Annotated in this window: 14 protein-coding genes, 5 pseudogenes and 1 other annotated feature; of the genes and pseudogenes, 3 read left to right on the top strand and 16 right to left on the bottom strand. The window is 63.1% G+C overall.

Annotated features, from left to right (window positions below; all coding sequences use genetic code 11):
* Positions 1–30 precede the first annotated feature (30 nt).
* The 6 genes and pseudogenes from EBS_RS13570 to nagZ form a co-directional block, all read right to left on the bottom strand.
* Entirely contained in the window at positions 31–207 is a 177-nt protein-coding gene (locus EBS_RS13570) for a topoisomerase DNA-binding C4 zinc finger domain-containing protein (RefSeq protein WP_081999852.1), read from the bottom strand.
* Positions 134–906, bottom strand: a pseudogene (locus tag EBS_RS13580) (restriction endonuclease). The gene EBS_RS13570 and the pseudogene EBS_RS13580 overlap by 74 nt, the downstream one beginning before the upstream one ends.
* On the bottom strand, positions 873–2,012 hold the full coding sequence (locus tag EBS_RS13585) for an SH3 domain-containing protein (protein WP_171816199.1): 1,140 nt from the start codon (positions 2,010–2,012) through the stop codon (positions 873–875). Before EBS_RS13585 ends, EBS_RS13580 begins: the two are co-directional and overlap by 34 nt.
* Before the next feature lie 29 nt (positions 2,013–2,041).
* The gene (locus EBS_RS06060) at positions 2,042–2,782 is read right to left on the bottom strand and encodes an S-methyl-5'-thioinosine phosphorylase (RefSeq protein ID WP_043107786.1); all 741 of its coding nucleotides are present in this window, start codon (positions 2,780–2,782) and stop codon (positions 2,042–2,044) included.
* 3 nt (positions 2,783–2,785) lie between these two features.
* Positions 2,786–3,359, bottom strand: a pseudogene (locus tag EBS_RS06065) (hypoxanthine-guanine phosphoribosyltransferase).
* A gap of 5 nt (positions 3,360–3,364) precedes the next feature.
* Entirely contained in the window at positions 3,365–4,408 is a 1,044-nt protein-coding gene (gene nagZ, locus EBS_RS06070; RefSeq protein WP_043107787.1) for a beta-N-acetylhexosaminidase, read from the bottom strand.
* A gap of 99 nt (positions 4,409–4,507) precedes the next feature.
* Here nagZ and EBS_RS06075 point away from each other — a divergent pair, with 99 nt between their 5' ends.
* Positions 4,508–4,879: a flagellar basal body-associated FliL family protein gene (locus tag EBS_RS06075; RefSeq protein ID WP_052199356.1), complete on the top strand. Its 372-nt coding sequence runs from the start codon at positions 4,508–4,510 to the stop codon at positions 4,877–4,879.
* Here the strand turns inward: EBS_RS06075 and EBS_RS06080 are convergent.
* The 7 genes and pseudogenes from EBS_RS06080 to EBS_RS13970 form a co-directional block, all read right to left on the bottom strand.
* A pseudogene (locus EBS_RS06080) lies at positions 4,857–5,658 on the bottom strand (ABC transporter permease). The gene EBS_RS06075 and the pseudogene EBS_RS06080 overlap by 23 nt on opposite strands.
* The gene (locus tag EBS_RS06085) at positions 5,655–6,332 is read right to left on the bottom strand and encodes an ABC transporter permease (protein WP_043107789.1); all 678 of its coding nucleotides are present in this window, start codon (positions 6,330–6,332) and stop codon (positions 5,655–5,657) included. Before EBS_RS06085 ends, EBS_RS06080 begins: the two are co-directional and overlap by 4 nt.
* On the bottom strand, positions 6,326–6,832 hold the full coding sequence (locus EBS_RS06090; RefSeq protein ID WP_043107790.1) for a L,D-transpeptidase: 507 nt from the start codon (positions 6,830–6,832) through the stop codon (positions 6,326–6,328). The genes EBS_RS06085 and EBS_RS06090 overlap by 7 nt, the downstream gene beginning before the upstream one ends.
* 7 nt (positions 6,833–6,839) lie before the next feature.
* On the bottom strand, positions 6,840–8,249 hold the full coding sequence (locus EBS_RS06095; RefSeq protein WP_052199357.1) for an ABC transporter substrate-binding protein: 1,410 nt from the start codon (positions 8,247–8,249) through the stop codon (positions 6,840–6,842).
* Positions 8,250–8,376: 127 nt separating this feature from the next.
* Positions 8,377–8,709 (bottom strand): annotated as a pseudogene (locus tag EBS_RS13590) (CYTH domain-containing protein); the annotation flags it as partial.
* 302 nt (positions 8,710–9,011) lie between these two features.
* Positions 9,012–9,488 carry an SET domain-containing protein-lysine N-methyltransferase gene (locus EBS_RS13595; RefSeq protein WP_081999856.1) on the bottom strand — a complete coding sequence of 159 codons (477 nt, stop codon included), beginning with the start codon at positions 9,486–9,488 and terminating at the stop codon, positions 9,012–9,014.
* Between the two features lie 99 nt (positions 9,489–9,587).
* Complete coding sequence (locus tag EBS_RS13970) at positions 9,588–9,929, bottom strand: hypothetical protein (RefSeq protein ID WP_148307680.1); 342 nt, start codon at positions 9,927–9,929, stop codon at positions 9,588–9,590.
* A gap of 345 nt (positions 9,930–10,274) precedes the next feature.
* On the opposite strand from EBS_RS13970, the pseudogene EBS_RS13600 reads away from it, so the two are divergent.
* Positions 10,275–11,494: pseudogene (locus EBS_RS13600) on the top strand (IS3 family transposase).
* Positions 10,553–10,669, top strand: a sequence feature (AL1L pseudoknot). (Overlaps the previous pseudogene by 117 nt.)
* A gap of 66 nt (positions 11,495–11,560) precedes the next feature.
* Positions 11,561–11,752 carry a hypothetical protein gene (locus tag EBS_RS13975; protein ID WP_148307681.1) on the top strand — a complete coding sequence of 64 codons (192 nt, stop codon included), beginning with the start codon at positions 11,561–11,563 and terminating at the stop codon, positions 11,750–11,752.
* 290 nt (positions 11,753–12,042) lie between these two features.
* Here EBS_RS13975 and rlmD read toward each other — a convergent pair whose 3' ends face one another.
* From rlmD to cysM, 3 genes are read right to left on the bottom strand one after another with little or no spacing between them, the layout of a single operon-like run.
* Positions 12,043–13,374, bottom strand: coding sequence for a 23S rRNA (uracil(1939)-C(5))-methyltransferase RlmD (gene rlmD, locus EBS_RS06115; protein ID WP_043107792.1), 1,332 nt, complete (start codon positions 13,372–13,374; stop codon positions 12,043–12,045).
* Positions 13,371–14,093: a 3'-5' exonuclease family protein gene (locus EBS_RS06120; RefSeq protein WP_043107793.1), complete on the bottom strand. Its 723-nt coding sequence runs from the start codon at positions 14,091–14,093 to the stop codon at positions 13,371–13,373. The genes rlmD and EBS_RS06120 overlap by 4 nt, the downstream gene beginning before the upstream one ends.
* A 2-nt stretch (positions 14,094–14,095) precedes the next feature.
* Complete coding sequence (gene cysM, locus EBS_RS06125; protein WP_043107794.1) at positions 14,096–14,998, bottom strand: cysteine synthase CysM; 903 nt, start codon at positions 14,996–14,998, stop codon at positions 14,096–14,098.
* Position 14,999: the final 1 nt, after the last annotated feature.

Here is a 14,999-nt window from a genome sequence, read left to right on the forward strand (position 1 = left end):
CTTTTCTGAATCCCGGAGGTTCTCTTTCCTCTACTTGACCGCTCGCACGCCGCGGCACTTCGGGTATCGGCTGCATCCCCAGAATTCCCGTCCCGCATACGGACCTTTGCGTGCGACTCGTTTCACCATGGCTTCACCGCACTTTGGTGCAGTCTGGGGTGCGTTTGAGTGCCACGACCTTGCTATAGTGTCCCTTGCTGCTCGCATCGGTGTTCGTGCGAGCAGGTTTCAGTTGAGACTCGATCCGCTTGATCCGACGAAGCATCGTATCCAGCTTCGAACCATCGACAAGCTCGATATTGCGTCCTTCGGCAAATCGTTGAGCCTCTCGGGAGAAGGTCCCGGAAGTCACCACGAAACCCTGAGTCGCCCCCTTGGCGGCCATGATGCCGAAAAGTTCACGAACGACAGCCACGCCGACCTTGTTCGCTCGCCAGTGCTTGTGCACTGCACCAACGACAGTTCGCCGTCCTTGCGCAGAACGATGTCGACACCCCCGTCGGCTCCGTCGGCGGTTTCCTGGGCCGTGTAGCCACGGCGTCGGAAAACCTCACTGACCAGCATTTCGAATTCGCGCCAGGACAAGGACTTGACCGAATCGTGGGACGTGACTTCGCTGGTCTTTTCCACGAGATGATGGCGTTTCGCCTGTTTGAATGCAGAAACTACGGAACCCAGAAGAAATGCACCCGGGACCAAGTATTGCCCAATCGTTGCGAAGACACGAACCGCCTGGTGCACCATGGCCGCGCCCAAGTGGTTGATGTCCGATGGTGAAAAGACGGTTTGTGTAACAAAGGGGTGAAGCACCACATAGCTGATCAATGCCAGAACGATGCCTCCCCACCAAGGCATTCGAGCAGCGAGTTCGATCAATTCTTCGAAAATTGTGCGTCTACGGCCCATGTTGTGTAGGAAGTATCAGGCCTATTTGCCTGGCATGCTTGGTATGAGTGGCGAATCATTACTGCCCCTGAAGCAGCTCCGGCGCCAAGGTCTCGATGATCTGCCGCATCTGGTCCGCTGGCAACGGCCGCAGGTCTTCGGCTTGTGACGTATCGGCAGATTCGGCAGCGGGTGCCGTTTCGCCCTGCGACTGCCCGGTGGTGCTTGCCGCCGTTTGCGGGGCCGGTTCGTCGGTGGCGGGTTCGGTGGGAGCAGCGGTCTGTCCGGCGGCCTCCGTCGTTGCCATTTCGCCGGACGCGGCGGGCGTGGTCTGGTCGGCTGTTTCGGCGACCACCGGCTCCGGCGGCAGGACCACCCGCAGGTAGAGCCAGGCGGAGATGAGCGACAGAACGATCAACAGCAGACGATAGATATTCATGGTTCCTTCCTGTCTCGCGGGATGCGCACGGGTTTGAGAAGCGCACGGGTTTGAGAAGCGAATGATAAACCCAGGCCAGACGCGGTGCTTTCTCGCCTTCACGGGCAGGCAACTGGATACGTAACCAGTTCCCGCGCCTGCCCAGCACACGCACCTGCTGATGCTGCTCGAGCTGGGTCACGATCCGCGCACCCGTACCAGGACTGGCGCGGACGTTGATACGCTTGCCGGTGACCTGTCCGGTCCAGCCGAACCAGGACTGGTCGAGCAGTTCGGGAACGATGGCCAGCACATCGATCTCGGGATCGCCGGCCAGGCGCAGCAGGATGTCGCGCGCATCGGGATGGCCCTGCCCGGCGGCACGGTAGATCCAGCGCACCGCTTCGGCCAGATCGCGCTCCACGCCCTCGCCCGTGGTATAGGCCAGGCCGATGGCGAATTCGGCGTCGGCATGCCCTTGGGCCGCAGCCTGTTTCCACCAGTAGAAGGCACGCCCCATATCCACGGCCAGGCCGTTCCCGTTGGCATACAGCCAGCCCAGGTTGTATTGCGACTCGGCATGCCCCTGTTCGGCCAGCGGCTTCCAGTGGCACCAGGCCTCGGCAAAATTGCCTTCCAGCAGGGCCGCCATCCCTTTCTGGAAAGCATCGGGTGCTTCGGCCACCGCCGTTGCAGTCAGCAGCAGCAAGCTCCCGGCACAGGCACCCTGCCAGCGAGTCATTCGTGCTCCAGGGCCGCGATAACCCGAATGGCGCGCGCCATGCCCTCGCCCAGATAGCTCTCGATTTCCTGCATGGTGATCGGGCCGCCCTCACCCAGACCGGCAGCCCAGTTGACCACCAGCGAAAAGTTGGCGTAGCAAAGCTCGAGTTCCCGGGCCAGGGCGGCCTCGGGCATCCCGGTCATGCCGACGATATCGCAACCGTCGCGCGCCAGGCGGCGGATCTCGGCGGCCGACTCCAGGCGCGGCCCCTGGGTAGCGCCATAGGTCCCCTTTCCCACCACCGATTCGCCAATGCGCCCGGCCGCTGCCAGCAGTTGCTGGCGCAGCGCCTCACAATAGGGCTCGGTGAAATCGGCATGGATGACCCGCTTGAGGTCCTGCTCGTAGAACGTGTGCTTGCGATCGTAGGTGTAGTCGATGACCTGGTCGGCAACGCACAGGGTTCCGGGCCCCATGTTGGCGGAGATGCCACCGACCGCAGCCATGCCGACGATACGTTCGACCCCCGCTTCCTTGAAGGCCCAGATGTTGGCGCGATAGTTCACCTTGTGCGGCGGCACCTGGTGATTGCCGCCGTGGCGCGGCAGAAAGGCGACTGGCAGCTCGTTCAGGCGTCCGAACTGCATGGGCGCCGAAGGGGCCCCGAACGGCGTCGAGACCAGTTCGCGCCGTTCGATCTCCAGTGCCTCCAGCCGGGTCAGGCCGGAACCGCCGATGATACCCAGGTAATGCATGATTCAGTGTCCCTCCAGATGTTCCGGCAAGGCGTAGATGGCCGGCAGGTTGCGCCAGTATCCACGATAGTCCATGCCGCAGCCGAAGACATAGCGGTCGGGCACGGTCAGGCCGATGTAGTCGATCGGCGGACGCACCCCGCGATCGTGGATCTTCTGCGTGAGCACCGCAGCGCGCAGGCTGGCCGGCTTCTGGGCCTCACAGTAGTGCAGAGTAGTGCAGAATGGCCTCCAGCGTATGGCCCTCGTCGAGGATGTCGTCGATCACCAGCACGTGGCGGCCGGTCAGTGACTGCGCTGGGGTGCGCTGCCAGACCAGCTCGGTACCCGAGGTCTGCTCGCGGTAGCGCGTGGCGTGCAGGTAGTCGAGTTTCCAGGGAAAGACCAGGTGCGGCATGAGCATGGCCGTGGGCGCCAGGCCGCCGTTCATCACGCACAGCACCAGCGGATTGGCCTCGGCCAGATCGGCCGTGATGCGTGCGGCCATCTTGCGCACGGCCTGATTCACCGCGTGTTCGTCATGGAGAAGTTCAGCCCGGTCCAGCACGTCCTGGGCATGCCGGGCTTCGGGTGACAGCGCACTCATAGGGGAAGTTCGTCCTCGCGTTGTTGCAGGATATTGGCGGCCAGGCCGGCCGCCCGGTGCCAACGGGTCGATTCGCGGAGCTGTTGCCGATCAGGTGCGGGACGGCCGTGCAGTCGGACACAGCGCGTCAGCGACACCGGGTCGCGGTGATCGGCCAGCGCTTCCAGCACCTGTTCGGCCGCTGTCGGATCGTTGCATACCAGCACCTGGTCACATCCCGCGGCAATGGCCGCCCTCGCCCGCTCGGCCGGCGTCCCGGTGGCATCGGCGGCCTTCATGCTCAGGTCGTCGCTGAAGATCACACCGTTGAAACGCAGCTCACCGCGCAGGATGGTCTGCAGCCAGAATGGCGAGAACCCCGCGAGCCGTTCGTCACAGCAACGATACACCACGTGCGCGGGCATGATCCCCTCGAGCCCGGCGGAGATCAGGCGCCGAAACGGGTGCGCATCCTGGTGCAGGATGGTCTCCAGCGGTCTTTCGTCCACCGGCAGCTCGTGGTGCGAATCGGCACGCACCGCACCGTGACCGGGGAAATGCTTGCCCACGCTGATCATGCCCGCCTCCCGTGCGCCCAGCATCCAGGCCATGGCCAGGCTGGCGACCTGTTCCGGCGTCTCGTCGAAGGCGCGGTCACCGATCACCTCGCTGATGCCCAGTCCCAGGTCGAGCACCGGGGCAAAGCTGAAGTCCACGCCCACCGCGCGCAGTTCGGCCGCCATCAGCCAGCCCAGCTCGTGCGCCACCCGCCGCGCACGCGCCACGTCGCCGTCGCAGAACGGCAGGATGGCCGCTGGCGGCGGCAGGCGGGTGAAACCTTCCCGAAAACGCTGCACCCGGCCGCCTTCCTGATCAACCGCGATCAACAAGGGAGGCGAACGCAGCTCATGAATCTCGCGGATCAGCCGATACAACTGCTCGACCGAGGCGTAATTGCGGCGAAAGAGGATGACCCCGCCGGTCGCCGGATGCCGCAGCCGCGTGATGTCCTCGGCGCACAGCTCGGTGCCGAGCAGGTCGATCATCACTGGTCCGTGCATCTGTCCTCCGCGCGAGAGCCGCCGGTCCAGCCACCGACAAGCCGTTTGCAGTACATGGGAAGAAAAATGGAAATCACTTCGAGACTATTCTCTATCTTTATGTTGTTTATCGCTTTTTCTCTTCCTGCCCTGGCGGGAGACGAGGAGAAGGAACCGGTCAAGATCAGCTATGTCGAGATGAAGCCCTCGATCGTCAGCAACCTCACTGGCGGCCCCAAGTATATCCGCTGCGACATCCAGCTGATGACCAAGTACGCCAGCAAGGTGGAGAAGATCAAGACACACATGCCGGCATTGCGGCATACGGTGTTGATGATCATCGCCGGGGCCGATGGCAAGCAACTCACCACCCGCGAGAGCAAGGAGGCACTGCGCAAGCAGCTGCTCGAGGCGATCCGCAAAAAGCTCGAGGAACTCACCGACGACCCCATGGTGAAGGACCTGTACTTCACGGCCTACTACGTGAAGTGACATCCAGGCGATCGCGCAGCCCATCGCCCAGCACGTTGGCAGCCAGCACCACCAGCGACAGCGCGATCCCTGGTACCAGCACCAAGTGCTGGCGCCACCAGCAGGTAGCGTACACCCTCCCGAATCATGCTGCCCCAGGAGGCCTGGGGCGGTTGCACACCCAGCCCCAGGAATGACAGACCGGCCTCGGCGATCACCGCCGAGGCCAGGCCGAAGCTGGCCTCGACCAGCAGTGGCGCAAGCAACAGCGGCAGCAGGTGATACGCCATGATGGCCGGCGGCGCGCGGCCCAGCGCGACGGCTGCCAGCACATGCTCGCGATGGCGCAACGACAGCACCTGGTTGCGGCTCAGGCGCGCATAGCCCACCCAGCCCATGGCCGAGAGCGCGATCACCGCATTGTCGATGCCCGGCCCCAGGAAGGCCACCAGGGCAATGGCCAGCAACAGCCCGGGAAAGGCCAGAAACACCTCGATCAGTCGCGAGACCACCCGGTCGGCCCAACCGCCGAGGTATCCCGCCAGCACGCCGATGACGGTGCCGATAACGGCAGACAACGAGACACTGACCACCGCGACCAGAAGCGATATTCCGGCCCCCGCGGCCAGCCGCTCGGCCACCGAACGGCCCAGCTCGTCGCCACCGAACAGGTATCCCTTTGACAGGGGCGCGGCGAACAGCCGTTCCAGATCGATGGCATCGGGCGTCAGCGGCAGTACCCAGCCGCCCAGCGCGAGCAATGCCCAGCCGCCCAGGATCAGCGCGGGCAGACGACTCATCCGCCCGGCTCCATCCGGGGATCGAGGGCGCGCAGCAGCCCGTCGGTCAGTGCATTGAGCAACACATAGCTCACCGCGATCACCAGCACCACGCCCTGGATCAGGGGGTAGTCGCGCTGGTGGATGGCCTCGATCAGCAGCGAACCGATACCTGGCCAGGCGAATACCACCTCGGTGACCACCGCCCCGCCGAGCAGGCCACCCAGTTGCAGGCCCAGCAGGGTGACCACCGGCAGCAGGGCGTTCGGCAAGGCGTGACGCCAGAGGGCCTGCCGGGCGCCCAGCCCCTTGGCGCGCGCAGTGCGCATCCAGTCCTGTTCCAGCACCTCGAGCAGGCCCAGCGGCAGGGCGATCACCAGCACCACGGCAAAGGCGGCCAGCGCCAGTGCCAGGGTCGCCGGCAGGCGTTCGGCGATCAGCGTCGATACCGGTCGCTCACGCAGCAGCGACTGTCCCAGGTCGGCGTGCAACAGGCCGCCCAGGTAGTCCGCCCAGCGCACCGCCAGCGGCCGGTCCAGGCCCATGGCCGCACGCAGGGCCTCGCGGTCGGCCGCGCTGGACTGCTCGCCCAGCATCACGTCCACCGGATCGCCAGGCACCACGGCGGCAAGCAGGAACACCAGGCTCACCACGCCCAGCAGCACCAGCAGGGTATCGAACAGGCGACTCAGCATGATCCCCCTGCCCCACCAGCGTGGATCAGCACCTCGGTGCCGCGTTCCACACAATCGAACAGCTCGATGATGTCGGTGTTGCGCATGCGCACACAGCCATGCGAACAGGGCTCGCCCATGGGCTGATCGTCCGGGGTGCCGTGGATGTAGATGAAGCGCCGCAGGCTGTCGCATTCTCCCCCACGGTTGTAGCCCGGCTCGCAACCGGTCAGCCACAGGATGCGGGTCAGGATCCAGTCGCGCTCCGGGTGCGCCCGTGCCAACTCGGAGGTCCAGACCTCGCCGGTGGGACGGCGCGCCACGAACACCGTCCCCGGCGGGCAGCCCGCGCCGATCTTCAGGCGGATGCGATGGCGTCCCAGCGGCGTGCACTCCGACCCCTGACACTGCCCCGCGCCGTTGCGCGCGGTGGAGACCGTATAGCGCACCAGTTCCTGCTCGCCCTCGAGCAGGCGCAGGGTCTGGGTGGACAGGTCGATGTCGATATGGCGCGAGGTCATCACCCCATTATCGCCCGTTTCCGGTGCTGCATTCCCTTCCCGGCCCTTTCACTTTTTCTCCAACGCTTCGAAAAAAACCATAACTGCCGTCGCGCCGGGGCGCGACAGCGCCCACCCCTCGGCTCAGCAGCAGATTGTTCTCGTGCCACAGCGGCACATACACCAGGTCGCGGTGCACCTGTTCCTGAATCGCCCGATACAAGGGCACGGCCTGTTCGCGCGACAGACGCTCGGCACGCTCGATCAACGCATCGACCTCGGGGTTGCAATAGCGCCCCCGGTTGGCGCCTCCGGGTGGCAGCGAGGCGCTGTGGAAGATGTGACGGTAGATGTCCGGGCTGCGAATGCCCACCCAGCTCAGACTGTACATCTGGAAGCGCCCGGCCTTGATGTCGCCGAAGAAGGTGCCCCATTCGTGGCTGCGGATCTCCAGATCGATGCCCACTTCTGCCAGCTGCGCCTGGATCACCGCGGCGATGCGCAGGCGGAAGGGATCGGTCGAGGTCTTGTAGGTGATGCGCAAGGGCCGTTGTGGCCCGTAACCCAGCTCGGCGAGCAGGGCGCGGGCGCGATCCGGATCGTGCGGCCAGGGCGCCAGCCCCGGATGCGCCGCCCAGTGCCCCGGCACCAGCAGGGTGGTAGCCAGCCGCGCATGGCCGCGGAACAGGTGGCGCACGATGGCCTCGCGGTCGATGGCCAGCGCGATGGCCTGACGCACCCGCCGATCGCCGGTGACCGGGTCTTCGAGATTGAACCCCAGGTAGCTGAACGTGGTGCCTGGCGTCTCATGCAGGGTAATGGCCGGGTCACGCGCCAGGCGCTCAACCATCTCGAACGGCAGATCGTTCTGAACCAGCTGCGCCTCGCCGTGCAACAGCTTGAGCGCCCGCATGGTCGGATCGGGCACCACCGCGAAGCGGACCTTCAGCCCGTCGGCCCGGCGCGCCAGCAACACCCCGCCATCGGCCTGCCAGCCGAGAAAGCGGAACGCCCCCGAACCGAGCGGATCGCGTGCCAGCGCCCCGCGCTCCTCCAGCCGTCCGGCCGGCGCCACGCCCAGGTGCAGACGCTCGGGCAGGCGCTGATCGGGACGCGAGAGATCCAGTCGCAGGGCATCGCCCTCGTGGCGAATCTGCACGATGTGTTTCAGGGTGCCCGCATGCGGCGAGGCCGGGTGATCGCGCGTTGTGCGCAGGGTCGCGGCCACATCGTCCAGTGTCACCGGCGAACCGTCGGCAAAGGGGACGGGCGAGCCGTTGAGCGCGAGCCGGTAGTGGCGGTCGTCGATGCGCTGCCAGCGCACCACGCCCGGCACCGGGCGGTCGGCTGCGTCGAAGTCCACCAGCGGCCGGTACAACAAGGCATTGATGCGTTCGGAGACCGCATCGGTGGCCAGCAGGCGGATCAATCGCGCCATCGGCTGTAAGGATGGCTGGCGAGCTGGCTGTTGTAGTAGCGCCGGTCACTCGAGACCTCCTCGCCCAGCCAGGGGGGCGCTCGAAGGGCTCGTCGGCATGGGACAGCTCGATCTCGGCCACCACCAGCGGCGCGTTCTCGCCCTGGAATTCGTCGATTTCCCAGAGATGCTCACCGACATGCAGGTAATGGCGGATCTTCTCGAACACCGGCCCCTCGACCACGTGCGCGAACAGCGCCTCGGCATCATTCAGCGGGATGGCATACTCGAACTCGTGGCGGTGAATACCGTCAGCGCTGGCCTTGATGTTCAGATGTGCCTGCTCACCGAAGATGCGCACCCGCATGGCACGGCGCTCATCGTGGCAGAGATAGCCCTGGCGCATGGGCACGCTGCGCTCGATCTGCGCGCGCCAGCGCTCGTCGGTCACCAGAAACTTGCGTTCGATTTCGAGGGGCATGGAAGGAGCCTCAGGCCAGTATGGCCCGTATTATCGCGGCATTCGCGGGGCGGGAGAAGCAGAGGCGCCCCTTTATTCCAAGGGGCAACGGAATGCCTCGTCAACTTCGGGCGTTGCATTTATTCTGCGAGTTCAGGATCTTCCCCTGTGTAGCCTGCTTCATCAATATATCAAAAATGCATTATTCACTCTCTGCGCCGAACGTCGCAAATCACCGGCAGCAAAAAGCAGAGTGAGGAACGAACGGCACTTTTTGACGTCCGAGTGAATTTGCCTTGTTAGGTTTTTTCGCTCTGCATACCCTACATTTTCTCACAAGAATGCTTAACATCCATCTCAAGCAGGTAAGGAGCTGCAAAGCCTTCATACTCTTTCTTATTCTCGTCTGGTAAATCTTTCCATCCTGTAATCCTGCCGCGACATTTATCAGAGCCGCACATACACTTCTTCGGGAAGTAGTCGATAATATAGTTTCTCATAGCATAATCGAAAGTTATTTCCTCATTAATACTGATGTCCTTTATTGCAACAAAGTCGTGCGCGCCAGATTCATTTACTTTAATACCACAATTTGAGTCACAGGAATGATTAACCTTGGTTATTAATCCATCGTGAAGTACAAACTTATTTTCGCTTATCTGTGACGCATGAGAGTGATTTCCATTCAGCACTTCCTTAATAACGCCAACCATCACTATGTCACCAACCTCAAATGATTTGGTGGCAAAAACACCTTCCCCCTTCCCGGCAGACTTCCTCAACTCAAATCCATCTTTCATAATATATCCTCATTAAAAACCCAACGTCGCAATCAACCGGACGCCTTGGGAGCGCAGCGACGAAGGTAGTCCGGGTGAAATTGATTTGTTAGGTATCATTCATTCCAGCTTGTCAAAGAATCTCAAAAATGACTCAGTAAACCAGTGCTCCATCTCTGAGACTACGTACGGAACGTATGAATTAGTCTTTTTCCATGAAATCATCCACCCCTCCCACTTTTTCCATATTTCTGAACTATCAATCCATCCTCTTCCATTAGCGATATATGCTTGCTCTAAAATCTCCAATCCTGCCCTGGTGAAACGGTAGCAATTTTTTTCTTCTGCAGACATTGCCTCCCAAATTGGCCATGATTCCTTGTTTGTCTTTCCTGATAATGAATCGAATAAACGCCGCCTTTCTTCAGGAATCTTTCTCCAAACATTATTTATTTCAGGCACGTCGGCCGCTTTCCACAATAAACTTGTATATTTTTCCTCCAGAAATTGAAGAGTTTTGTATTCCTCCAGTTTCTCTCTTTCTTAAGTTGAATACCTAAAAATAGAACTGAAATTACGCCAGCTACATATGCAGTAATTTCGAAATATAGTCTTATATCTTCAAGGGTCATACAACAATATCCGAAGCGTTATTGGCCTAACAGTTGATTATTTGGACGGCACGAATATCACGACATGTGGACGGCGCCAATATTGCGATATGCAGCCACTTGTTCTGCGCTTATTCTCCAGGAGTGAACCGTCCCGGGTTTCCCGGAGACTCCATTTCTTGAGAGGATAGAGTCTATGGATACGAGCAAGAGATATTCCCCTGAGGTCCGGGAACGGGCGGTTCGCATGGTGTTTGATCATCAGGGCGAGCATGATTCCCAATGGGCGGCGATGACCTCCATCGCGGCCAAGATCGGCTGTACGCCGGAGACGCTGCGCAAATGGGTGAGACAGGCCGAGCGTGATCAAGGACTGCGCGAGGGTCTGACGACGTCGGAGCGCGAGCGGCTCAAGGCCTTGGAACGGGAGAACCGGGAGCTGAGGCGGGCCAACGAGATTCTGAAGACGGCGTCGGCTTTTTTTGCCCAGGCGGAGCTCGACCGCAAACTGAAGAGATGATCGCGTACATCGACGATCACAGGGATCGTTACGGGGTCGAGCCGATCTGCGCGGTGCTGCCGATCGCCCCGTCCACCTACTATGAGCACAAGGCCCGTGAGGCCGATCCACAGCGACTGCCGCGGCGATTGCAGCGGGATCGCGCCCTGTCAGACGAGATTCGACGGATCTGGGAAGAGAACTTCCAGGTGTACGGTGCCAGGAAGGTATGGCGGCAGCTCAACCGGGAAAGCATCGAGGTAGCCCGCTGCACGGTGGAACGCCTGATGCGTGTCATGGGGTTGCGGGGTGTGGTGTGAGGCCGCCGTTGCCGGACAACGATCGGCGACACGACGGCGGAACGACCACTGGACCGGGTGAAGCGGCAGTTTACTGCCACCCGCCCGAATCAGTTGTGGGTGGCGGACATTACCTACGTGGCGACTTGGACAGGGTTTGTCTATGTGGCGTTTGTCGTGGACGTCTATGCCCGACGGATCGTGGGCTGGCGTGTCTCCCGGTCGCTGAAGACCGACCTGGTGCTGGATGCGCTGGAGCAGGCGCTATGGTCGCGCCAGGACACAGAGGGCCTGGTGCACCACAGTGACCGAGGCTGTCAGTACCTGTCGGTGCGCTACACGGAGCGCCTGGCCGGGGCCGGCATTGATGCCTCGGTCGGTAGCCGAGGGGACTCCTATGACAACGCTCTGGCAGAGACGATCAACGGTCTGTACAAGGCCGAGGTTATCTACCGGCGAGGCCCCTGGAAGCATAGGGAGGCGGTCGAATATGCCACTTTGGAGTGGGTGGACTGGTTCAACCACCGGCGGCTGCTGGAGCCTATTGGCAACGTGCCACCGGCGGAGTTGGAAGCGGCGTATTATCGCCAACAGAAAGAGTCTGCCAAGGCGGCCTGACTCAAACAAAACAGTCTCCGGAATATCCGGGGCGGTTCAGAGTCCCGCAAACAGGGAGGTCTGCCCATGTCTGTTCGCGTATCTGCCACGGACGACCCGCGTATTGCGCGCTTCTGGCGCGATTATCTGGAAGTCCTTCGGCTGTTCCGCATCCTGGGCAAGGCTCATCCCTGGCACCGGCGTCATGTAGAAGCATTCATTCATGATTCCATGCGTCTTTTTCCAGCATCCGGGTGGGATGTCGAGATGTTCTCATGAAGTCTATTCGCCTGACGCTCTGGCGCGCAAATGCCATCGGGGGCCGTGAACAAGCCGCTCATGGTCTTCCTTCATGGCATGGGGGAACCTGGGAGGGGCTGGCAAACGAGGGGTTGGCCTCCTCCCAACCTCCCCCGCACGCGGGGGAGGAGCTTGTTTGGAGGGGGTTCCCGCCAGTGTGGAAGGAACCGATTCGAAGGCCTGTTACCTCGAAAGCCAGGAAGGGAGTTATCGACGAGGCGCTCTCTGAAACCTGGCGTCCTTCGCGTTCTTTGCGGTTGGTTTTTCCTTCATCCCCGCTCGAACAGGGCGATGGACTCGACATGCCCGGTGTGCGGGAACATGTCCATCACCCCAGCGCCGAGGAGCCGGTAGCCGTGGTCGCGTACCAGTTCGCCGGCGTCGCGGGCGAGCGTACCGGGGTAGCACGAGATGTAGAGGATGCGTTGTACGCCCAATCGGGGCAGCAAGGGCAGGATGGGCTGGGCGCCGCTGCGCGGGGGATCGAGCAGGGCGATGTCGTATTGCCGGTCCTGCCAGGCCGCTGGTTCGAGTTCCTCGTACAGGTTGGCGGTGTAGAAGGCCACGTTGTCCAGACCGTTGCGCCGGGCATTCTCTCTCGCACGCGAGACCAGGCCGGCATCGCCCTCCACGCCGACCACTTCGCGGGCATGGCGCGCCAGCGGCAGGGTGAAGTTGCCAACGCCACAGAACAGGTCGAGCGCCGTCTCGTGGGGCTGTGGGGCGAGCAGTTGCATGGCGCGATCCACCATCTGCCGGTTGATGGCGGTGTTGACCTGGGTGAAGTCACCCGGCAGGAAGCCCAGCTCCAGTCCCTGCGACGGCAGGGCATAGCGCAGGTCCACTCCGGGCGGATCGAGCGGGGCCACCGTGTCCGGGCCGCCAGGTTGCAGATAGGGCACGATGTCGTGCTCGTGACCGAAGCGGCGCAGACGCTCGAGGTCTGCCTCGCTGAAGGGTTCCAGATGGCGGAAGATCAGCACGCAGCGTTCGTCGTCCATGGCCATCTCGATCTGCGGCAGGCGGTCGCGGATGCTGAAGCCCTCGATCAGTTCGGACAGCTGCGGCAGGATGCGCCCGACCCGGGGATGCAGGACGTGGCATTCGTCGAGTTCGGCCACCTTGCTGCTGCCACGCTCGCGGAAGCCGACCAGTACCCTGCCCTTCTTCGGCACCCTCTTCACGCCCAGGCGCGCCTTGCGGCGATAACCCCAGGGCTCGGCGGTGAGCGGCACCCAGACCTCGCCTGGCTCGACCTGGCCGAGCTTGCGCAGGTTGTCGAGCAACACCGCCTGCTTGGCGGCGATCTGCGCGGCGGGATCCAGGTGTTGCAGGCTGCAGCCGCCACAGATGGCATAGTGCGGACAGCGCGGTGCGACGCGGTCGGGCGCGGCCTCGAGAACCTCGGTCACCACGCCCTCGTCGTGTCGCTTGCCGGTCTTCAGATAGCGGAAGCGCACCCGCTCGCCCGGCAGCCCGCCCTGGATGAAGGTGGCCTTGTCGTTCACGCGGGCCACGCCACGGCCGTCGTGCGCCATGTCGTCGATGTGCGCCTCGAACTCCCCCTGCGGCAGGCGCGAGCGTCTGCGGCGGCGGCTCATGCGGGCAGCGATCCGAGCAGGGCCTCGCGGCGCGGGTGTCCCTGCAAGGCCGCACGCAACTGTTCATGGGTGCGGCTCACGTCCTCGAGCGCGCAATCACCCCGCAGGTGCAGGATCTCCAGCGCCAGCAGCGCGGTGTTGAGCGCCTGCACCTCGGCATAATCACCCAGTGCCGCGCGCTCGCCCGCCAGCCATTGTTCCCACAGTGACTCGGCCTCGACCCCCTGCATGCCGGGCAGCCCCAGGCGGCGGGCCACGTCGTGCAGGCTGGGGAAGGAAGTCGCGTTCGACAGCATGCGGTGCCGCAGATCCTGGTGTGGCGCCTCTCCCCGCGCGGCAGCCGCATAGTAATCGGCGGCGCTGCGGCGATGACGCAGGCAACGGAACAACAGGAGCGGAACGAAATCGTCCCCGCCGCCCCAGCTGTACAACGGCGGCGTGGCCTGCATGGCCTGGAACACGGCATCGATCAGCAGGATCTCGGGAAATTCGGCCTGCGAGAAGGTCTCCAGGCGTACCCCCTCGGCATCCACGCGCAGCAGCGAGACCGCGCCCAGGCACAGCTGATCCCAGCCCAGGCGTTCGTCGCCATGCGCCTGCTTGTGGCGGTGGAACATGACCTTGGCGATGTCGGCCTCGCTCAGGTCATGCAGGCCCAGCGCATCGCGCGCGCTGTCGGTATCGGGGATGGCCGCGAAGCCGATGGCGGTGAATTGCATGCTCACTCCTGCGAGAAGACGCCGGTGGAAAGGTAGCGGTCGCCACGGTCGCAGATGATGGTAACGATCACCGCGTTCTCCACCTCGCGTGCCAGTTGCAGGGCCGCGGTTACGGCCCCACCCGAGGAGACACCGCAGAAGATGCCCTCCTCGCGCGCCAGGCGCCGGGTGGTCTCCTCGGCAGTAGCCTGGTCGATGTCGATCTCGCGGTCGACCAGCGAGGCGTCGAAGATCTCGGGCAGATACTCCTGCGGCCAACGACGGATGCCGGGGATCTGCGCGCCTTCGGCCGGTTGCACGCCGATGATCTGCACCCCGGGGTGCTGTTCCTTGAGATAACGCGCAGTGCCGGTGATGGTGCCGGTGGTCCCCATGGCGCTCACGAAATGGGTGATGCTGCCGCCGGTATCGCGCCAGATCTCGGGACCGGTGCCCTCGTAGTGCGCCAGCGGATTGTCGGGGTTGGCAAACTGGTTGAGCACCTTGCCCCGCCCTTCGGCCTCCATTGCCAGCGCCAGGTCGCGTGCGCCCTCCATGCCTTGCTCGCGAGTGACCAGGATCAGCTCGGCCCCGTAGGCATACATGGCGTCACGACGCTCCTGGCTGAGGTTGTCGGGCATGATGAGGATCATGCGGTAGCCCTTGATCGCCGCGGCCATGGCCAGCGCGATACCGGTGTTGCCGCTGGTGGCCTCGATGAGCGTGTCGCCCGGACGGATCTCGCCGCGCGCCTCGGCGCGCTCGATCATCGACAGCGCAGGCCGGTCCTTGACCGAGCCGGCAGGGTTGTCGCCTTCCAGCTTTACCAGCAGGGTATTGCTGGTCTCGCCCGGCAGGCGTTGCAGGCGGACGAGTGGGGTGTTGCCGATGCACTCGGCGATAGTCGGATAGTTCATGGACGCCATT

Source organism: endosymbiont of unidentified scaly snail isolate Monju (assembly GCF_000801295.1).
In the GTDB taxonomy this organism is placed as follows: domain Bacteria; phylum Pseudomonadota; class Gammaproteobacteria; order Chromatiales; family Chromatiaceae; genus MONJU.